This window comes from Streptomyces sp. AN091965, assembly GCF_022698285.1.
Classification (GTDB): domain Bacteria; phylum Actinomycetota; class Actinomycetes; order Streptomycetales; family Streptomycetaceae; genus Streptomyces.
Genome location: NZ_JALDMY010000001.1, coordinates 2,346,757 through 2,367,251, shown reverse-complemented (window position 1 = coordinate 2,367,251; position 20,495 = coordinate 2,346,757). Strand labels below are relative to the sequence as shown.

The 20,495-nt window shown below is 69.3% G+C and carries 16 protein-coding genes; 13 read left to right on the top strand and 3 right to left on the bottom strand.

Features of this window, described 5'->3' with window-relative positions; translation table 11 throughout:
- Positions 1 to 99: 99 nt before the first annotated feature.
- From metH to MQV74_RS09575, 4 genes are all read left to right on the top strand, one after another.
- A complete protein-coding gene (metH, locus tag MQV74_RS09590) occupies positions 100 to 3,630 on the top strand; it encodes a methionine synthase (RefSeq protein ID WP_242715811.1) in 3,531 nt (1,176 codons plus the stop codon).
- 123 nt (positions 3,631 to 3,753) lie between these two features.
- A complete protein-coding gene (locus MQV74_RS09585) occupies positions 3,754 to 4,464 on the top strand; it encodes an HAD family hydrolase (protein ID WP_242715809.1) in 711 nt (236 codons plus the stop codon).
- A 415-nt stretch (positions 4,465 to 4,879) separates the two neighbouring features.
- Positions 4,880 to 6,490, top strand: a complete 1,611-nt coding sequence (locus tag MQV74_RS09580; protein ID WP_242715807.1) for an ABC transporter substrate-binding protein — start codon at positions 4,880 to 4,882, stop codon at positions 6,488 to 6,490.
- 43 nt (positions 6,491 to 6,533) lie between these two features.
- Positions 6,534 to 8,111, top strand: coding sequence for an ABC transporter substrate-binding protein (locus tag MQV74_RS09575; RefSeq protein ID WP_242715800.1), 1,578 nt, complete (start codon positions 6,534 to 6,536; stop codon positions 8,109 to 8,111).
- Positions 8,112 to 8,208: 97 nt separating this feature from the next.
- On the opposite strand, the gene MQV74_RS09570 is transcribed toward MQV74_RS09575, so the two are convergent.
- The gene (locus tag MQV74_RS09570) at positions 8,209 to 8,880 is read right to left on the bottom strand and encodes a response regulator (RefSeq protein ID WP_016639462.1); all 672 of its coding nucleotides are present in this window, start codon (positions 8,878 to 8,880) and stop codon (positions 8,209 to 8,211) included.
- Between the two features lie 15 nt (positions 8,881 to 8,895).
- Positions 8,896 to 9,786, bottom strand: a complete 891-nt coding sequence (locus MQV74_RS09565) for a RecB family exonuclease (RefSeq protein WP_138958701.1) — start codon at positions 9,784 to 9,786, stop codon at positions 8,896 to 8,898.
- Between the two features lie 469 nt (positions 9,787 to 10,255).
- Here MQV74_RS09565 and MQV74_RS41140 point away from each other — a divergent pair, with 469 nt between their 5' ends.
- The 3 genes from MQV74_RS41140 (at position 10,256) to MQV74_RS09550 (ending at position 13,638) form a co-directional block, all read left to right on the top strand.
- Positions 10,256 to 11,863 (top strand): site-2 protease family protein, encoded by a 1,608-nt coding sequence (locus MQV74_RS41140; RefSeq protein ID WP_441349353.1) that lies wholly within the window; start codon positions 10,256 to 10,258, stop codon positions 11,861 to 11,863.
- Positions 11,864 to 11,919: 56 nt separating this feature from the next.
- Positions 11,920 to 12,822, top strand: a complete 903-nt coding sequence (locus MQV74_RS09555; RefSeq protein WP_138958700.1) for a tRNA (adenine-N1)-methyltransferase — start codon at positions 11,920 to 11,922, stop codon at positions 12,820 to 12,822.
- Positions 12,823 to 13,053: 231 nt separating this feature from the next.
- Positions 13,054 to 13,638: a hypothetical protein gene (locus MQV74_RS09550; RefSeq protein WP_242715796.1), complete on the top strand. Its 585-nt coding sequence runs from the start codon at positions 13,054 to 13,056 to the stop codon at positions 13,636 to 13,638.
- Positions 13,639 to 13,767: 129 nt separating this feature from the next.
- Here the strand turns inward: MQV74_RS09550 and MQV74_RS09545 are convergent, their stop codons facing one another.
- Positions 13,768 to 14,082, bottom strand: a complete 315-nt coding sequence (locus MQV74_RS09545; protein WP_138958699.1) for a ferredoxin — start codon at positions 14,080 to 14,082, stop codon at positions 13,768 to 13,770.
- A gap of 254 nt (positions 14,083 to 14,336) precedes the next feature.
- On the opposite strand from MQV74_RS09545, the gene arc reads away from it, so the two are divergent.
- The 6 genes from arc (at position 14,337) to prcA (ending at position 20,454) form a co-directional block, all read left to right on the top strand.
- The gene (gene arc, locus MQV74_RS09540) at positions 14,337 to 16,103 is read left to right on the top strand and encodes a proteasome ATPase (protein WP_242715794.1); all 1,767 of its coding nucleotides are present in this window, start codon (positions 14,337 to 14,339) and stop codon (positions 16,101 to 16,103) included.
- Between the two features lie 259 nt (positions 16,104 to 16,362).
- Positions 16,363 to 17,874, top strand: a complete 1,512-nt coding sequence (dop, locus tag MQV74_RS09535; RefSeq protein ID WP_374120601.1) for a depupylase/deamidase Dop — start codon at positions 16,363 to 16,365, stop codon at positions 17,872 to 17,874.
- A 131-nt stretch (positions 17,875 to 18,005) separates the two neighbouring features.
- Positions 18,006 to 18,224 (top strand): ubiquitin-like protein Pup, encoded by a 219-nt coding sequence (locus MQV74_RS09530; protein ID WP_030356241.1) that lies wholly within the window; start codon positions 18,006 to 18,008, stop codon positions 18,222 to 18,224.
- Between the two features lie 8 nt (positions 18,225 to 18,232).
- A complete protein-coding gene (locus MQV74_RS09525) occupies positions 18,233 to 18,829 on the top strand; it encodes an endonuclease VII domain-containing protein (RefSeq protein WP_308402253.1) in 597 nt (198 codons plus the stop codon).
- A complete protein-coding gene (gene prcB / locus MQV74_RS09520) occupies positions 18,781 to 19,626 on the top strand; it encodes a proteasome subunit beta (protein WP_030684327.1) in 846 nt (281 codons plus the stop codon). The genes MQV74_RS09525 and prcB overlap by 49 nt, the downstream gene beginning before the upstream one ends.
- A 48-nt stretch (positions 19,627 to 19,674) precedes the next feature.
- The gene (gene prcA, locus MQV74_RS09515; RefSeq protein WP_242715792.1) at positions 19,675 to 20,454 is read left to right on the top strand and encodes a proteasome subunit alpha; all 780 of its coding nucleotides are present in this window, start codon (positions 19,675 to 19,677) and stop codon (positions 20,452 to 20,454) included.
- Positions 20,455 to 20,495 lie beyond the last annotated feature (41 nt).

Sequence of the window (20,495 nt, the reverse complement as noted above, 5' to 3'; positions counted from 1 at the left end):
GCCCTCACACCAGAACGCCCGTCCCGGCTACGCTGACCGGGTGCGCCTTCCACGGGAAGCCGCAAAGCCGACAGCCGTCGCACTCCAGGGAGCTCATTCATGGCCTCGTCGCCTACCCCCTCATCCGTTTCCGCAGCGGAGACCTCCGCCGGGAACCGAGCCGACGCCCTTCGCGAGGCGCTCGCCACCCGCGTGGTGGTCGCCGACGGCGCGATGGGCACGATGCTGCAGGCACAGGACCCCAGCCTCGAGGACTTCCAGAACCTCGAAGGCTGCAACGAGGTCCTGAACGTCACCCGTCCCGACATCGTCCGCTCCGTGCACCAGGAGTACTTCGCCGCGGGCGTCGACTGCGTCGAGACCAACACCTTCGGCGCGAACCACGCCGCCCTCGCCGAGTACGACATCCCCGAGCGCGTCTTCGAGCTCTCCGAGTCCGGTGCCCGCATCGCCCGCGAGGTGGCCGACGAGTTCACCGCGAGCACCGGCCAGCAGCGCTGGGTGCTCGGCTCCATGGGCCCCGGCACCAAGCTGCCCACCCTCGGCCACGCCCCGTACCGGCTGCTGCGCGACGCCTACCAGCAGAACGCCGAAGGCATGATCGCGGGCGGCGCCGACGCGCTCCTGGTGGAGACCACCCAGGACCTGCTCCAGACCAAGTCGGCCCTGCTCGGCGCCCGCCGCGCCCTGGAGGCCACCGGCGCGAACCTGCCGCTGATCTGTTCCGTCACCGTGGAGACGACCGGCACGATGCTCCTCGGCTCGGAGATCGGTGCCGCGCTCACCGCCCTGGAGCCCCTCGGCATCGACATGATCGGCCTCAACTGCGCGACCGGCCCGGCCGAGATGAGCGAGCACCTGCGCTACCTGGCCCGCCACTCGCGCGTGCCGCTCGCCTGCATGCCCAACGCGGGCCTGCCCGTCCTCGGCAAGGACGGCGCCCACTACCCGCTGTCGCCCGCCGAGCTGGCCGACGCCCAGGAGACGTTCGTCAGCGAGTACGGCCTGTCCCTCATCGGCGGCTGCTGCGGCACCACGCCCGAGCACCTGCGCCAGGTCGTCGAGCGCGTGCGCGGGCTCACCCCGACCACGCGCGACCCGCGACCCGAGCCGGGCGCCGCCTCGCTCTACCAGACTGTCCCGTTCCGCCAGGACACGTCGTACCTCGCGATCGGCGAGCGCACCAACGCCAACGGCTCCAAGAAGTTCCGCGAGGCCATGCTGGACGCCCGCTGGGACGACTGCGTGGAGATGGCCCGCGACCAGATCCGCGAGGGCGCCCACATGCTCGACCTGTGCGTCGACTACGTGGGCCGCGACGGCGTGGCGGACATGGAGGAGCTCGCCGGACGCTTCGCCACCGCCTCCACGCTGCCCATCGTCCTGGACTCCACCGAGGTCGACGTCATCCAGGCGGGCCTGGAGAAGCTGGGCGGCCGTGCCGTCATCAACTCCGTGAACTACGAGGACGGCGACGGCCCCGAGTCCCGCTTCGCCAAGGTGACCGAGCTGGCCCAGGAGCACGGCGCCGCCCTCATCGCCCTCACCATCGACGAGGAGGGCCAGGCCCGCACCCCCGAGAAGAAGGTCGAGATCGCCGAACGGCTCATCGACGACCTCACCGGGAACTGGGGCATCCTGGAGTCGGACATCCTCATCGACACCCTGACCTTCACCATCTGCACCGGTCAGGAGGAGTCCCGCAAGGACGGCATCGCCACCATCGAGGCGATCCGCGAGCTCAAGCGGCTCCACCCGGACGTCCAGACCACGCTCGGCCTGTCCAACATCTCCTTCGGCCTCAACCCGGCCGCCCGCATCCTCCTGAACTCCGTCTTCCTGGACGAGTGCGTCAAGGCCGGCCTCGACTCCGCGATCGTGCACGCCTCGAAGATCCTGCCGATCGCGCGCTTCAGCGAGGAGGAGGTCACCACCGCCCTCGACCTGATCTACGACCGCCGCGCCGAGGGCTACGACCCGCTGCAGAAGCTGATGGCGCTCTTCGAGGGCGCCACCGCCAAGTCCCTCAAGGCGGGCAAGGCCGAGGAGCTGGCCGCCCTGCCGCTGGACGAGCGCCTCCAGCGCCGCATCATCGACGGCGAGAAGAACGGCCTCCAGGCCGACCTCGACGAGGCCCTGGAGACCCGCAAGGCCCTCGACATCGTCAACGACACCCTCCTGGCGGGCATGAAGGTCGTCGGCGAGCTGTTCGGATCCGGCCAGATGCAGCTGCCGTTCGTGCTCCAGTCCGCCGAGGTCATGAAGACGGCCGTCGCCCACCTCGAACCGCACATGGAGAAGTCCGACGCCGAGGGCAAGGGCACCATCGTCCTCGCCACCGTGCGCGGCGACGTCCACGACATCGGCAAGAACCTCGTCGACATCATCCTGTCCAACAACGGCTACAACGTGGTCAACCTCGGCATCAAGCAGCCCGTGGCCGCGATCCTCGACGCCGCGCAGGAGCACAAGGCCGACGTCATCGGCATGTCCGGCCTCCTGGTCAAATCCACCGTGATCATGAAGGAGAACCTGGAGGAGCTCAACCAGCGCCGGATGGCCGCGGACTACCCGGTCATCCTCGGCGGCGCCGCCCTCACCCGCGCCTACGTCGAGCAGGACCTGCACGAGATCTACGAGGGCGAGGTCCGCTACGCCCGCGACGCCTTCGAGGGCCTGCGCCTGATGGACGCCCTCATCGCGGTCAAGCGAGGCGTGCCCGGCGCGACCCTGCCCGAGCTCAAGCAGCGCCGCGTGCCCAAGCGCGACGCGGCCACGATCGAGGTCAAGGAGCCCGAGGGCCCGGCCCGCTCCGACGTCGCCGTCGACAACCCCGTGCCCACGCCGCCGTTCTGGGGCACCCGCGTCATCAAGGGCATCCAGCTCAAGGAGTACGCCTCCTGGCTGGACGAGGGCGCCCTGTTCAAGGGCCAGTGGGGCCTGAAGCAGGCCCGTACCGGCGACGGACCGACGTACGAGGAGCTCGCCGAGACCGAGGGCAGGCCCCGGCTGCGCGGCCTGCTCGACGACCTGCAGACCAAGAGCCTGCTCGAAGCCGCCGTCGTCTACGGCTACTTCCCGTGCGTCTCCAAGGGCGACGACCTGATCATCCTGGACGAGCAGGGCAACGAGCGCACCCGCTTCTCCTTCCCGCGCCAGCGCCGCGGCCGCCACCTGTGCCTCGCGGACTTCTTCCGCCCCGAGGAGTCGGGCGAGACCGACGTGGTGGGCCTCCAGGTCGTCACCGTCGGCTCGAGGATCGGCGAGGCCACCGCCGAGCTGTTCGCCGCCGACTCCTACCGCGACTACCTGGAACTGCACGGCCTGTCCGTGCAGTTGGCCGAGGCCCTCGCCGAGTACTGGCACGCGCGCGTGCGCGCCGAGCTGGGCTTCGGCGGCGAGGACCCCGCCGACGTCGAGGACATGTTCGCGCTCAAGTACCGCGGCGCGCGCTTCTCGCTCGGCTACGGCGCCTGCCCGGACCTGGAGGACCGCGCGAAGATCGCCGAGCTCCTGCGGCCCGAGCGCATCGGCGTCCAGCTCTCCGAGGAGTTCCAGCTCCACCCCGAGCAGTCCACGGACGCCATCGTGCTCCACCACCCGGAAGCGAAGTACTTCAACGCCCGCTGAAGTCGCTCCGCCCCGGCCGTAACTCAAGAGCACTCACACCGGACGAGTCGTACACTGGTCGGTCCAGTACAGGCCGGTCCCCTCCTGGGGACCGGCCTTCTCGTCCCTCATGGAGGTGTACGGATGACCAGTACGGTCCCCGCATTCGGAACACGAACGGCCGAAGGCTCCGCCCTGCAGGCCGTTCTCCTCGACATGGACGGAACGCTCGTCGACACCGAGGGCTTCTGGTGGGACGCCGAGGTCGAGGTGTTCGCCGCGCTCGGCCACCGGCTCGACGAGGCCTGGCGCGACGTCGTCGTGGGCGGTCCCATGTCCCGCAGCGCCGGCTTCCTCATCGAGGCCACCGGCGCCGACATCACCCTCGACGAGCTGACGGTCCTGCTCAACGACGGCTTCGAGGACCGCATCAGCCGCGCCCTGCCGCTGATGCCGGGCGCCGCCAGACTGCTCGCCGAGCTCTCCGCCCACGAGGTGCCGACGGCCCTGGTCTCCGCCTCGCACCGGCGCATCATCGACCGCGTCCTCGGCTCCATCGGCGCCCACCACTTCGCCCTGACCATCGCGGGCGACGAGGTGGCCCGCACCAAGCCGCACCCCGACCCCTATCTGCTCGCCGCCTCGGGTCTCGGCGCCGACCCGGCCCGCTGCGCCGTCATCGAGGACACCGCGACCGGCGTGGCCGCCGCCGAGGCCGCGGGCTGCCGCGTGGTGGCCGTGCCGTCCGTCGCGCCCATCGGCCCGGCCGCGGGCCGGACCGTCGTACCCTCGCTCGAACACGTCGACCTGTCGTTCCTGCACGGCCTGATGAGCACGCCCGCCACGCGCCGCTGACCGCCCGGGGCCGCCCCGGAGCCGAGCACCTCCGGGGCTGCGGAGAACCGGCCAACCACCGGCCCATGGCCGAAAAGCCCAGACAGCGCGCCCAGTTGAAAGTGTGACCTTTCCCACTGGGAAGAGGGTCGACAGCTGCGCCGACTTGTGCAGATGGGGTGGTGTACCCCTGTGGGGACATGCCCTTGTGTCCCGATTGGCCCGACGGTGCACGAAACCTTCCACTGTCGCGTTATCGGTGCGTCCACACCCCGTATCCCTGCGTGATGGCAGCCCAACTCCGGTCTCCGTCAACGCCCCTAAGGGTGCGGACTAATCTCGTCGCGAGAACATCGCCGCCACCCCCCGTGCCCCTATCAACCCCACCCCGCCGTTGCCGGAAACACGGGATCAAGAGCTCTGGAGAACGTCCAGCATGAACCGCAAGACTTTGGTGCTGCCGGCCCTGATAGGTCTGCTCGCCCCCGCGCTTGCCGCGTGTGGCGGTTCGGGCAGCGGGGACGGCGACGACCCCATCGCAGCGGGCACCACCGACCGGTTCACGGCCTCCAAAGAGGTACCGGCTCCGTTCGACCCGGCGTACGCCTACGACGCCGGGTCCTGGAACGTACTGCGCCAGACCCTCCAGACGCTGATGGCCCTGCCGCGCGGGGGCGGCGGCGAGCCGGAGCCCGAGGCGGCACAGAAGTGCGGCTTCACCGACACCGGCAACGAGCGCTACGCCTGCACCCTGCGCAAGGACCTCAAGTTCGCCGACGGCAAGCCGCTGACCGCGGCCGACGTCAAGTTCTCCATCGAGCGCGTGCGCGACATGAAGGTCACCAACCCCAGCGGTTCCGCCCAGCTCGTGTCCAACGTCGAGGCCATCGAGGTCCAGGGCGAGCGTGGCGTCGTCTTCCATCTGAAGACCCCCGACGCGACCTTCCCGTACAAGCTCGCCACGCCGACCGCGGGCATCGTCAGCCCCGACCACTACCGCAAGGGCAAGCTGCGCGACGGCTTCGACCTCGACGGCTCCGGGCCGTACACCGTCAAGCAAGAAGTGAAGAACAACGAGCTGGTCAAGGCCGTCTTCACCAAGAACCCGAACTACAAGGGCTCCTTCTCCCCGCAGAACAAGAAGGTCGAACTGCGCACCTTCACCACCACCACCGCCATGGGCAAGGCGCTGGAGGACGGCGACATCGACCTGATGACCCGCACCATGTCACCGGAGCAGATCAAGCAGCTCGACGTGAACCCGGGCAAGAACCTCGACCTCGTCGACATGCCCGGCCTGGAGATCCGCTACCTCGCCTTCAACACCGACGCGGCGAGCGTGAAGGACAAGGCCGTCCGCCAGGCCATGGCACAGGTCATCGACCGCGGCGCCCTCGTGGGCAAGGTCTACGGCTCCACCGCCGACCCGCTGTACTCCCTGGTGCCGACCACCATCACCGGCCACTCCAACTCCTTCTTCAACCGCTACAACGACCCCAGCGTCAAGAAGGCCAAGGACCTGCTCGCCGGGGCGGGCATCGACACGCCGGTGAAGCTGACGCTGCACTACACCACCGACCACTACGGCCCGGCCACCAAGAAGGAGTTCGAGGTCCTGAGCCAGCAGCTCAACGACAGCGGCCTCTTCGACGTCAAGGTCAAGGGCGACGTCTGGAACACCTTCCGCGCCGCCGCGCAGCAGGGCAAGTACGACGTCTACGGCATGGGCTGGTTCCCCGACTTCCCGGACGCCGACAACTTCCTGGCGCCGTTCCTCGCCGAGGACAACTTCCTCAGCTCGCCCTACCGCAACCGGACCATCAACAACGAACTGATCCCCACCTCACGCCGCGAGGCCGACCGCCTCAGCGCCGCCAAGAGCATCGAGCGGATCCAGGACATCGTGGCCGAGGACGTCCCGGTGCTCCCGCTGTGGCAGGGCAAGCAGTACATCGCCGCCCGTGACGACATCACGGGCGTCGAATGGGCTCTCAACTCCTCCTCCAACCTGCAGTTGTGGGAGCTCGCCCGTGGTGTGGGCGACTGATCGACGCCCCACACGCCGACAGAAACAACGACAAGGCACGCAAGTGAAAATCCGTAACCCGTGGCTGGCCCTCCCCCTCTCCTCGGGCCTGGCCGCCGCCCTGCTGACCGGCTGTGGCTCCGAGTCCTCCGGATCGGCCGACGACAGCGACTCCGTGGTCGTCGGCATGTCCGACGACGTCGTCGCCACCGACCCGGCCTCCGGTTACGACCCGGGCTCCTGGCTCCTGTTCAACAACGTCTTCCAGTCGCTCCTGAGCTTCCCCAAGGGCGCCACCGAACCGGAGCCCGAGGCCGCCAAGAAGTGCGGCTTCACCGACCAGCAGACCAAGGTCTACACCTGCACGCTGCGCCAGGGCCTGAAGTTCAGCAACGGCAACGCCCTCACCTCGAAGGACGTCAAGTTCTCCTTCGACCGCATGATGAACATCAACGACGGCAAGGGCCCGGCGCTGATGTTCCCGATGCTCGACCGCGTCGAGGCGCCCAACGCCAAGACGGTCGTCTTCAAGCTGAAGGTCCCCGACGCGACCTTCCCCAGCAAGATCGCCTCCGGCGCGGGCTCCATCGTCGACCACCGCGAGTACCCGGCGAACAAGCTCCGCGCCGACGGCGAGGCCGTCGGCTCCGGCCCCTACAAGCTGGACTCCTTCAGCAAGGACGAGGCCGTCTTCGCCGTCAACGACAGCTACCACGGCTCCGTCAAGCCGAAGAACGAGGGCGTCACGCTCCGCTTCTTCCACGGCGACCGCAAGGCCCTCAAGCAGGCGATCACCGACGAGAAGATCGACGTCGCCTACCGAGGCCTCGCCGCCGCGGACATCTCCGACATCCAGCAGGACAACGACCGCAAGCTCCAGGTCGTCGAGGGCACCAGCGCCGAGGTCCAGCACCTGGTCTTCAACGTCAAGGACCCGGTCGTGGGCAAGCCCGGCGTGCGCAAGGCCATCGCCTACCTGCTCGACCGCGAGGCGCTCGTCGACCAGGTGTACCAGGGCACGGCGACGCCGCTGTACTCGATCGTCCCGGCCGGCATCGGCGGCCACAACACCGCGTTCTTCGACACCTACGGCGCCCGTCCGCAGCGCGACAAGGCGTCCGCGGCCCTCCACCAGGCCGGCTACGACAGCAAGGTCCGCCTCACCCTGTGGTCCACGCCGTCCCGCTACGGCCCGGCCACCGACCAGGAGCTGCGCGCCATAGCCAAGCAGCTCAACGCCAGCGGCCTGTTCGAGGCGGACGTGAAGTCCGTCGAGTTCGAGCAGTACGAGAAGGACATCAAGGCCGGCAAGTACGGCGTGTACGTCAAGGGCTGGGTGCCGGACTACCCGGATCCGGACAACTTCACACAGCCGTTCTTCGGCAAGGGCAACGTCCTGTCGAACCGCTACGAGAACGACACGATCACCGAGAAGATCATCCCGGCGACGGCCGCGCAGAGCGACCGCACCTCGACGGACAAGGACTACGGCCGCCTCCAGGACCTCGTCGCCGCCGAGGTCCCCCTCCTCCCGGTCTGGCAGGCCAAGCAGTACGCCGTCGTCCGCGAGAACGTCTACGGCGTGGAGTCCTGCCTCGACGCGTCGACCGTGTTCCGCTTCTGGGAGCTGAGCAAGGACTAGCAGAAACGATGAGGCCCCTGCTTCCGGGAGGAAGCAGGGGCCTCATCGTCATGTCCCGGCCGACCCGTGGTGACCGCTGAACCCCGGGCCGCGGCGGCTACTGGGCCCCGGGCCGCACCAGACCGCTCTCGTACGCGTACACCGCGGCCTGCACCCGGTCGCGCAGCCCCAGCTTCGTCAGCACGTGCCCCACGTGGGTCTTCACGGTCGTCTCGCTCACGAACAGATCCGCCGCGATCTCCGCGTTGGACAGCCCACGGGCCACCAGCTTCAGGACCTCCACCTCGCGCTCGGTCAGCGTGTGCAGCGTGTCCGGCACCGGCTCGTCACCCGAGGGCAGATGCCCCGCGTACTTGTCGAGCAGCCGCCGCGTGATGCTCGGCGCCAGCATGGCCTCACCGGCCGCGACCACCCTGATGGCCTGCACCAGCTCGTTCGCCGGAGCATCCTTCAGGAGGAAGCCGCTCGCGCCCGCGCGCAGCGCCTCCACCACGTACTCGTCGAGGTCGAACGTGGTGAGGACGAGCACCTTCGCCGGGCCGTCCCGGCCGGGCCCGGTGATCTGCCGGGTGGCCTCCACCCCGTCCATCCGCGGCATGCGGATGTCCATCAGGACCACATCGGGCTGCAACGCCCGCACCTGGTCCAGAGCCTGCAGGCCGTCTCCGGCCTCGCCGACGACCGCGATGTCCTGCTCGGCCTCCAGGATCATCCGGAAACCGGTGCGCAACAGCGGCTGGTCGTCGACCAGTAGGACGCGGATGGCCACGTAACTCTCCTTCGCCTAGCCCGGGCCCATTCTGCCCTGCTCGTCGCCGCCCGACTCGGGCGGCCTCACCGCGAGCGGATACGGCGGGGGAGTGCCGCCGAATTCCGGACAGACGGCCCTGTGGTCGCACCAGCCGCACAGCTTCGTCGGCCGCGGCCGCCAGTCGCCCGTCTCCGTCGCGGCGACGATGGCCTCCCACAGCGCGAGCAGCTTGCGCTCGACCCGCTCCAGATCCGCGGGCACCGGGTCGTACGTGATCACGTCACCGCTGCCCAGATACACCAGCTGGAGGCGGCGCGGCAGCACGCCCTTCAGGCGCCACACCACCAGGGCGTAGAACTTCATCTGGAACAGCGCGCCCTCCGCGTACTCCGGGCGGGGCGCCTTGCCCGTCTTGTAGTCCACGATCCGGACCTCGCCCGTGGGCGCGACGTCCACGCGGTCGATGATCCCGCGCAGCTTCAGGCCGGACTCCAGCTCGGCCTGCACGAACAGCTCCCGCTCCGCGGGCTCCAGACGCGTGGGGTCCTCCAGCGTGAACCACCGCTCGACCAGGCGCTCCGCGTCCGCGAGCCAGCGCGCGAGCCGCTCGCCCTCCGCGTCGTCCGCGAACAGCTCCGCCAGCTCCGGCTTCGCCTCCCGCAGCCGGTCCCACTGCCCCGGCACCAGCGCCTTGGCGCGCGGAGCGGTCCGCTCCGCCGCGGGCGCGTCGAAGAGCCTCTCCAGGACCGCGTGCACCAGCGTGCCGCGCGTGGCCGCCTCGCTCGGCTTCTCCGGCAGCTTGTCGATCACCCGGAAGCGATAGAGCAGCGGACACTGCATGAAGTCGCTGGCGCGCGAGGGCGACAGCGAGGCCGGGCGCGCGGCGGTCGCGGACGCCGCGGCGGCGTCGGTCCTGGTCTCCATGACCCCAGACCCTACGACCCACCACTGACAACGGCCGCATACCATCGACGACAGACCCTCTCGCCCTGCATGATCGTGCGTGCACCCGCGCCACGGCAGGAGCGGGGGACGCTTCGAACGAGGGGACACCGTGGACGAAAGCGGCGGGAGCGGCAGGCCGCAGTCCGACAGCACGCCCGAGCGCGACCCGGCGGGCGCGCATCCGGCACGCCCGGAGACGGACGGTCCCGGCCCCGAGCCGACACCGGACCCCACGGCCGGGGCCCCGGAGCGTACGACGGACGGCCCGGCTCCGGAGCGCACGAGCGGCGGCACCGAGCCCTCGGACCCCCCGACGGACGACACCCCCGAGGAGCCTTCGAACCAGCCGGTTCCCCAGCCCTCGAAGCGCGCGACCCCTGAACCACCCAGAACCGAGCCCGAGCCGGCGAAGCCTGAGCCCGAGCCCGTGACGCCGAAGCCCGAGCCCGTGAAGCCCGAGCCCGCGAAGCCTGAGCCCGAGCCTTCCCAGCCCGCAGCCCCGAAGCGCGCGACCCCGGCCCCTGAAGCCTCCGAGCCCGCGGTGCCGAGCGAGGACGCCGGGGCTGCGGTCCCTGAGCCCGAGGCCATCGAATCCCCGGCGCCCAAGCCCGCGGCCTCCGGGTCCGCGACCCCTGAGCCCGAGGCCCCCGCCACCCCGGCGCCGGAGCCCGAGCCCTCGGAGCCCACGGCCTCCGAGTCCACGCCCTCCAAGCCCCAGACCCCCGAGCCCGGCACCGGCGCGCCCACCAGCGCCCCGGCGGCGACCCCGGAGTCCACCCCCGCGCAGGCCCCCCAACCCCCGACGGCCCCGGCGCCCACGCCGCCCCGCGTGGACATCGCCAAGCCGCGCCCCGCGGCGAGCGGCGGCCGTGCCGGTGGCGACCCGGCGAAGGAACAGCCCAAGAACCCCGGCGGTGGTCTCCTCATGGGCCGCCCCTTCGGAGTGCCCGTGTACGTGGCGCCCAGCTGGTTCCTCGTCGCCGCCCTCATCACCTGGGTCTTCGGCGACCAGCTGGACCGCGTCCTGCCCGAGCTCGGCGGCGCCCGCTATCTGGTCTCGCTGTTCTTCGCCGTCGCCTTCTACGCCTCCGTGCTCGTGCACGAGCTCGCCCACACCGTCGCCGCACTCCGCTTCAAGCTGCCGGTACGCCGCATCCAGCTCCAGTTCTTCGGCGGCGTCAGCGAGATCGAGAAGGAGTCCGAGACCCCCGGCCGCGAGTTCGTCCTCGCCTTCGTCGGCCCCCTGCTCTCCCTCGTGCTCGCCGGCGTCTTCTACGTCGCCATGCGCGCCGTGGAACCCGACACCGTGCCCGGCGTCCTCATCGCGGGCCTGATGATCTCCAACCTCATCGTGGCGATCTTCAACCTGCTGCCCGGCCTGCCCCTGGACGGCGGCCGCATGCTCCGCGCCGTCGTCTGGAAGATCACCGGCAGGCCCATGAGCGGCACCGTCGCCGCCGCCTGGGTCGGCCGCGCCCTCGCCATCTCCGTCCTCGTCGGACTGCCCGTCCTCAACCAGTCCGGCGCGCTCGGTGGCGACGCCCAGGACCTCGGCGGCATGGACACCGTCACCGACGCCCTGCTCGCCGCGATCCTCGCCGCCATCATCTGGACCGGCGCGGGCAACAGCCTGCGCATGGCCCGCCTCCGCGAGCACCTGCCCGAACTGCGCGCCCGCGCCCTGACCCGGCGCGCCGTCCCCGTGGAGACCGACACCCCGCTGTCCGAGGCCCTGCGCCGGGCCAACGCGGCCGGAGCCCGCGCCCTCGTCGTCGTCGACACCGACGGCGACCCCATGGCCGTCGTCCGCGAGGCCGCCATCGTCGGCGTCCCCGAACACCGCCGCCCCTGGGTCACGGTCAGCGGCCTCGCCCAGGACATCACCGAGGGCATGCGCGTCCCCGCCGACCTCGCGGGCGAGGAACTCCTCGACCGGCTGCGCGCCACCCCCGCCACCGAGTACCTCGTCGTCGAGACCTCGGGCGAGATCTACGGAGTCCTGTCCGCGGCCGACGTCGAGCGGGCCTTCGTCAAGGCCATGGCCCGCCCCACCTGAGCCGCCCCGCCCCGCCGGTGGTCGGCGGCACCCGCCACGGCCGGTAGGCTGGTCACATGTCCGAACCGACCGGTGCCGCCCGCCGTCGCGGGCCCTTCAAGGTCGGGGACCAGGTCCAGCTCACCGACCCCAAGGGACGCCACTACACGTTCACGCTCGAAGCCGGGAAGAACTTCCACACCCACAAGGGTTCCTTCCCGCACGACGAGCTGATCGGCGCGCCCGAGGGCAGTGTTGTCCGCACCACGGGGAACGTCGCGTACCTCGCGCTGCGCCCCCTGCTCCCCGACTACGTCCTGTCCATGCCCCGCGGCGCCGCCGTGGTCTACCCCAAGGACGCGGGGCAGATCCTGGCCTTCGCCGACATCTTCCCCGGCGCCCGCGTCGTCGAGGCCGGGGTGGGCTCCGGGTCGCTCAGCGCCTTCCTGCTGCGCGCCATCGGCGACCAGGGCATGCTGCACTCCTACGAGCGCCGCGAGGACTTCGCCGAGATCGCCCAGCAGAACGTGGAGCGCTACTTCGGCGGCCCCCACCCCGCCTGGCAGCTCACCGTCGGCGACCTCCAGGACAATCTGTCCGACACCGAGGTCGACCGCGTCATCCTCGACATGCTCGCCCCCTGGGAGTGCCTGGAGGCCGTCTCCAAGGCGCTCGTCCCCGGCGGCATCCTGTGCGCGTACGTCGCCACGACCACGCAGCTGGCCCGCACCGTCGAGTCCATCCGCGAGCTGGGCGGCTTCAACGAGCCGACCGCCTGGGAATCGATGATCCGCAACTGGCACATCGAGGGCCTGGCCGTCCGCCCCGACCACCGCATGATCGGGCACACCGGCTTCCTGCTCACCGCCCGCCGCCTCGCGGACGGCGTCGAGCCGCCCATGCGCCGCCGCCGCCCCGCCAAGGGCGCCTACGGCGAGGACTACAGCGGTCCGAACGCCGACGGCGGCAATCCCCGCTGACGCACCGGCCCCCACGGGCCGCCCGGCAGCACCACGGCGGCCACCCCCGCCGTTTCCAACGCACCGGCGCCGTCGCCGAGTTCCCGAAGTAGCACGGGAACTCGGCGGCGGCGCCGTCCTGTTGAGCGCCCGCGACCAGGCCGTACCCCGGTGTTCCGCGCCCCTGTGAGGTGTGACACGATGCTGGCCATCCCACCACCACCGGCACAGCCCTCACAGGAGACACTCCTCGTGCAGCACCCCGCCGTCCCGGAACTGGCTCACGCGGTGAACCAGCCGTGGGCCACGCGCCCCATCCACTGGGTCGCCACCGCGGCCGCCCTCGCCGCCGTCGTCGCGGCCTCCGCCTTCCTCGGTCCCGACCCGGCCACCGCCGCCCCGACGCCCACCCGAACGGAATCCAAGGCCGCCGCCCCCGCGCCCGACCCCGCGGCCGTCGCGTACCCCCTGAACTGCGGCACCGCCAAGCCCGTCGTGGCCCAGAAGGCCACCGGTGACCTCGACGGCGACGGCCGCCCCGAAGCGGTCGCCGCCGTCCACTGCCAGGCGGGCTCCGGCACCCCGCCCGACGGCGTCTACGTCCTCACCAGGTCCCGCCAGGGCACCCCGCGCATCGTCGCCACCCTCGTCGACCCCAAGGACCGCATCACCGCCCAGGACCTGCGCGTGCGCGGCACCACCGTCTCCGCGACGCTCCTCGGCTACTCCTCGCCGGACGTGCCCCGCTGCTGCCCCGACCGGCGCGACGCGACCAAGTGGCACTGGAAGAACGGCGCGTTCACCCGCTCGACAAGCGGCGAGGCCCGCAGCGTGTGAACGGCGGGGCCCGGCACCACCGGCCCCGCCCGACGACACCCGGAGACAACGAAGAGGGCCCGCACCCGCCTCACACGGCGGATACGGGCCCAGGTGACACGCGCTCGCTAACGCAGCGAAGCTATTCGGTCACTCTGCGTCCGGCCCATAGACCTCGACCTTGTCCGAAACCCGACGTACGTGAATACAGTCGCCGGGGCACTCCTTCGCCGAGTCCACCACGTCCCGCAACAGCGGAAGCGGAACCGGCGTCGACGCCCCAGGAGCCTGCAACAGCTCGTCGTCCGCATCCTTCACATACGCCAGGCCGTCAATGTCCAGCTCGAAGACCTCAGGCGCGTACTGAGCGCAGATCCCGTCCCCGGTACACAGATCCTGATCGATCCAGACCTCGAGGGAGTCCTGCCCCTCACCGACGGTCCGAGCGTCGTGCCCCACGGTCATCTCTCCTGCCGAAACTGCGCCAGGCCCGGCCGACTTTGCAGCAAGTCCGGCCACCCCTGACGGGTGTTGAACAGTTCGACCCTACAACCGGCAGCTTTCCGATGTTGTTCGGTGGGTATTCCCCTGGCGTGAGGGAGAGCGCAAGGGTGAAGATCGGACACACCCCCACCGTCTTTGTGATCTAGGGGTTTCAATCAGCACCCACCCAGGTAGGGTCAGGAAGCGTCCAGCTCCCCTTGGAGGAGGTGAGGACCGTGGCAGCCCACGACGACGACATCAACCGCGGCATCCGGCCGGGGCGAGGGTCTGAAGACCCAGCCGGTCAGGTTGCCTATCTCGAGCAGGAAATCGCCGTCCTGCGACGCAAGCTCGCCGACTCTCCGCGGCACACGAGGATTCTCGAAGAGCGGATCGTCGAGCTGCAGACCAACCTGGCCGGCGTATCCGCACAGAACGAACGGCTCGCCAACACGCTCCGCGAGGCCCGCGACCAGATCGTGGCCCTCAAGGAAGAAGTCGACCGGCTCGCACAGCCCCCGGCAGGCTTCGGAGTCTTCCTCACGGCGAATGAGGACGGCACCGCCGACATCTTCACCGGCGGCCGCAAACTCCGCGTGAACGTCAGCCCAAGCGTCGAGCTCGACGAGCTCAGGCGCGGCCAGGAAGTCATGCTCAACGAAGCGCTCAACGTGGTCGAGGCCATGGAATTCGAGCGCGTCGGAGACATCGTCACCCTCAAGGAGATCCTCGAGGACGGCGAACGGGCCCTCGTGCTCGGACACACCGACGAAGAGCGGGTGGTCAGGCTCGCCGAGCCGCTCCTGGACGTCACCATCCGCCCAGGAGACGCCCTCCTGCTCGAACCCCGCTCCGGCTACGTCTACGAGGTCGTACCGAAGAGCGAAGTAGAGGAACTGGTCCTCGAAGAGGTCCCGGACATCAGCTACGACAAGATCGGCGGCCTCGGCGGCCAGATCGAGATGATCCGCGACGCGGTCGAGCTCCCCTACCTCTACCCCGACCTCTTCAAGGAGCACGAACTCAGGCCGCCCAAGGGCGTCCTGCTCTACGGCCCGCCCGGCTGCGGCAAGACGCTCATCGCCAAGGCCGTCGCCAACTCCCTTGCCAAAAAGGTCGCCGAGGTCACCGGCCAGCCCGCCGGCAAGAGCTTCTTCCTCAACATCAAGGGACCCGAGCTCCTCAACAAGTACGTCGGCGAGACCGAGCGCCACATCCGCCTGGTCTTCCAGCGGGCCCGGGAGAAGGCGAGCGAAGGCACCCCCGTCATCGTCTTCTTCGACGAGATGGAATCCCTCTTCCGCACCCGAGGCAGCGGCGTCAGCTCCGACGTGGAGAACACCATCGTCCCGCAGCTGCTCGCCGAGATCGACGGCGTGGAAGGCCTGGAGAACGTCATCGTCATCGGCGCCTCCAACCGCGAGGACATGATCGACCCCGCCATCCTGCGCCCCGGACGCCTCGATGTGAAGATCAAGATCGAGCGCCCGGACGCCGAGGCGGCCAAGGACATCTTCGCCAAGTACCTCACCCAGCGCCTCCCGCTGCACGGCGACGACCTCGCCGAGCACGGCAGCGACAAGGCCGCCACGGTGCACGCGATGATCCAGTCCGTCGTCGAGCAGATGTACGCCGAATCCGAGGAGAACCGCTTCCTCGAAGTCACGTATGCCAACGGCGACAAGGAAGTCCTCTACTTCAAGGACTTCAACTCCGGCGCCATGATCGAAAACATCGTCGGCCGCGCCAAGAAGATGGCCATCAAGGCCTTCCTCGAACAGAACCAAAAGGGCCTCAGGGTCGCTCACCTCCTCCAGGCTTGCATCGACGAGTTCAAGGAGAACGAGGACCTGCCCAACACCACCAACCCGGACGACTGGGCCCGCATCTCCGGAAAGAAGGGCGAACGGATCGTATACATCCGCACGCTCGTCACCGGAAAGCAGGGTGCCGACACCGGACGCTCCATCGACACGGTGGCGAACACCGGTCAGTACCTGTAGGAAATAGGGCGGCTGCGGGTGCCCTCCACGGGTACCCGCAGCCGACTGTTTTCCGCCGCTCGCGGACACCTCGCGGCCGCGTCCGCAACCCAGCGAGAGCAAAGCAGAAAATGATCTCCCCACCAGCGCAGAGGCGTTCTAGGCTCTTTCCTACCGCCGAGTCGCGCAGTGCGGGGACGGGCACCGCACACGCACCGGAGCACCAGCGGTACTTGAGCTGCGCCCCCGACCGAGGGCGCCGCCGGGCAAGGAGGGCCGCATGACCGTACGGCGAGTAATGGGCATCGAGACGGAGTACGGAATCTCCGTCCCCGGCCACCCCAACGCCAATGCCATGCTCACCTCGTCCCAGATCGTCAACGCCTACGCCGCGGCGATGCACCGGGCGCGACGCGCCCGCTGGGACTTCGAGGAGGAGAACCCGCTGCGGGACGCACGGGGCTTCGACCTCGCCCGCGAAGCCGCCGACGCCAGCCAGCTCACCGACGAGGACATCGGCCTCGCCAACGTCATCCTCACCAACGGGGCACGCCTCTACGTCGACCACGCGCACCCCGAGTACAGCGCGCCCGAGGTCACCAACCCCCGCGACGCCGTCCTCTGGGACAAGGCCGGCGAGCGCATCATGGCTGAGGCGGCCGAGCGCGCGGCCCAGCTCCCCGGCGCCCAGCCGATCCACCTCTACAAGAACAACACCGACAACAAGGGCGCCTCCTACGGCACGCACGAGAACTACCTGATGAAGCGGGAGACCCCCTTCTCGGACATCGTGCGCCACCTCACGCCCTTCTTCGTATCCCGCCAGGTCGTCACCGGCGCGGGCCGCGTCGGCATCGGCCAGGACGGCCACGAGCACGGCTTCCAGATCAGCCAGCGCGCCGACTACTTCGAGGTCGAGGTCGGCCTGGAGACCACCCTCAAGCGGCCCATCATCAACACCCGCGACGAGCCCCACGCCGACGCCGAGAAGTACCGCCGCCTCCACGTGATCATCGGCGACGCCAACCTCTCGGAGATCTCCACCTATCTGAAGCTCGGCACCACCTCCCTCGTCCTCGCCATGATCGAGGACGCCTTCATCGCCGTGGACCTCGCCGTGGACCAGCCCGTCCGCACCCTCCACCAGGTCTCCCACGACCCGTCCCTCCAGCGACTGATCACGCTCCGTAGCGGCCGCACCCTCACGGCCGTACAACTCCAGATGGAGTACTTCGAGCTGGCCCGCAAGTACGTCGAAGAACGCTACGGGGCCGACGCCGACGACCAGACCAAGGACGTCCTGGCCCGCTGGGAGGACGTGCTCAACCGTCTGGAGCACGACCCGATGAGCCTCTCCGGAGAGCTCGACTGGGTCGCCAAGCGTGAACTCATGGAGGGCTACCGCCGCCGTGACGGCCTCGACTGGGACGCCGCCCGGCTGCACCTGGTCGACCTCCAGTACGCCGACGTGCGGGCCGAGAAGGGCCTCTACAACCGCCTCGTGGCCCGCGGCAAGATGAAGCGGCTCCTGGACGAGTCCGACGTCGAGCGGGCCCGCACCAAGCCCCCCGAGGACACCCGCGCCTACTTCCGCGGCCGCTGCCTGGAGCAGTACGCCGACGACGTCGCGGCGGCCTCCTGGGACTCGGTGATCTTCGACCTTCCCGGCCGGGACTCCCTCCAGCGGGTCCCGACCCTGGAACCCCTTCGCGGAACGCGTAATCACGTGAAGGAGCTGCTCGACCGGTGTCGCACGGCGGAAGATCTGGTCCGCGTGCTCTCCGGAGGCTGAACCGCGGCTGAAAGCGCGACGGCCGGGGAATCACAGAGGTGGGCCCCGCACGTTCCACGAAGTGCGGGGCCGATGTCGGACCCGGATTGTAGGGTCTGATCAAGAACGTCTAACCGAGCGGGGTGAGGTAGATGGCGACCAAGGACACCGGCGGCGGACAGCAGAAGGCGACGCGCTCCACCGAGGAGGTCGAGGAGCAGACCCAGGACGCGCAGGCTTCCGAGGACCTCAAGGAGCGCCAGGAGAAGCTGAGCGACGACGTCGACTCGGTACTTGACGAAATTGACGATGTACTCGAGGAGAACGCAGAGGATTTCGTGAGGTCCTTCGTGCAAAAGGGTGGACAGTAGTCACATACGTGAACGCCGCAGGAGTGAAGCGGTGCCCTCGCTGCGAGGAGACTCTCTCCCTCAGTGCATTCGGTCGACACAAGGGGCGGGATGACGGCTTGCAGGACTACTGCAAGGTCTGCGCTCGCGAATACGCCAAGCAGTGGGATCAGCGGAAGCGACGTGAGCGTCGCGAGCTTAAGAACCCTGCTGTGCCGACTGGTTACAAGCGCTGTCGCGGGTGTGATGAGGTCAAGCCTCACAGCGAGTGGCACCGCAACGTGAACGCCTCAGATGGCCTGGCGGCACGTTGTAAGGCGTGTCGGGCCGTCGAGGACCGTGCGGGTCATCTCAAGCGCCAATACGGCCTCACTGAAGCTCAGCGGGACGAGATGATCGCAGCCCAGAAGGGGCTGTGCGTGATCTGCCTGAAAGCCCCAGCGGAGCATGTGGACCACTGCCATGAGACGGGTAGGGTCCGGGGCGTACTCTGCTTCAACTGCAATACAGCCATCGGCCTGTTGGCGGAGGACACCGACGCCATGAGCCGGGCCGCTGATTACGTGGAAGGAAACCCGTGGAAGCCAACACTCGTAGCACCGGGCGTCTACCGGCTGCCTTCCTGACGCCTGGGTCCTCGTCCTTCGTGGACTTCCTCGCTTCGCACCAGCCGGAAATGCTCCCGGGCAAGCGGACGTTGCCGCCGACGCAGGGCGTGATCGAGGCACCGCACGGCACGACCATCGTGGCGACGACGTTCCCCGGCGGCGTGGTGCTCGCCGGTGACCGGCGGGCGACGATGGGGAACGTCATCGCGCAGCGTGACATCGAGAAGGTCTTCCCGGCGGACGAGTACTCGGCGGTGGGCATCGCCGGTACGGCCGGTCTGGCCGTGGAGATGGTCAAGCTGTTCCAGCTGGAGCTCGAGCACTTCGAGAAGGTCGAGGGCGCCCAGCTCTCCCTGGAGGGCAAGGCGAACCGCCTGTCGACCATGATCCGGAGCAATCTGGGCATGGCGATGCAGGGCCTGGCCGTGGTCCCGTTGTTCGCGGGGTATGACGTGGACCGCGAGCGGGGCCGGATCTTCTCGTACGACGTGACGGGCGGCCGCAGCGAGGAGCACGGCTTCGCGGCGACGGGTTCCGGTTCGGTGTTCGCGCGCGGCTCCATGAAGAAGCTGTACCGCGACGACCTGACGGAGGAGCAGGCGACGACGCTGGTCGTACAGGCGCTGTACGACGCGGCGGACGACGATTCCGCGACCGGCGGCCCGGATGTGGCGCGCCGGATCTATCCCATCGTGACGGTGATCTCCGAGGAGGGCTTCCGGAGGCTGTCGGAGGAGGAGTCCTCCGCGATCGCGCGCTCGATTCTGGAGCGGCGTCTTGAGCAGCCGGACGGGCCCCGCGCAGCACTGCTCTGAGTACTCCGTTGTTGTTGTGAAGTTTTGACAGAAAGGGACGGATAGCCGGTGTCGACGCCGTTCTATGTCTCACCCCAGCAGGCCATGGCCGACCGGGCGGAGTATGCCCGCAAGGGCATCGCTCGCGGTCGCAGTCTGGTTGTGCTGCAGTACGCCGATGGCATTGTGTTCGTCGGTGAGAACCCGTCCCGTGCGCTGCACAAGTTCAGCGAGATCTACGACCGGATCGGTTTCGCCGCGGCCGGCAAGTACAACGAGTACGAGAACCTCCGAATTGGCGGTGTCCGCTACGCGGATCTGCGGGGATATACGTACGACCGTGACGATGTGACGGCCCGTGGTCTGGCGAACGTGTACGCGCAGACGTTGGGCACGATTTTCTCGTCCAATGCGGAGAAGCCGTACGAGGTGGAGCTGGTCGTCGCGGAGGTCGGTGCGACTCCGGACGGGGACCAGATCTATCGGCTGCCGCACGACGGCTCGATCGTGGACGAGCACGGCTCGGTCGCGGTGGGCGGCAATGCTGAGCAGATCAGTACGTATCTGGATCAGCGGCACCGGGACGGGATGACCCTCGCGGAGGCGCTGAAGCTGGCGGTGCAGTCGCTGTCGCGGGATACGAACGGCAGTGAGCGGGAGATTCCGGCGGAGCGGCTCGAAGTGGCGGTTCTGGACCGGACGCGTCCGCAGCAGCGCAAGTTCAAGCGGATCGTGGGCGGCCAGCTGGAGCGGTTGCTCGGTGGCGAGGCCGCGGCGGAGGAGTCCTCGGACGCGGAGGCCGATGCCGGGTCGGGCGAGGTCTCCGAGGGCGGTTCGTCCCAGGAGTAGCAGGAGTAGCAGGAGTAGCAGGAGCAGTCCGAGGCTTCACG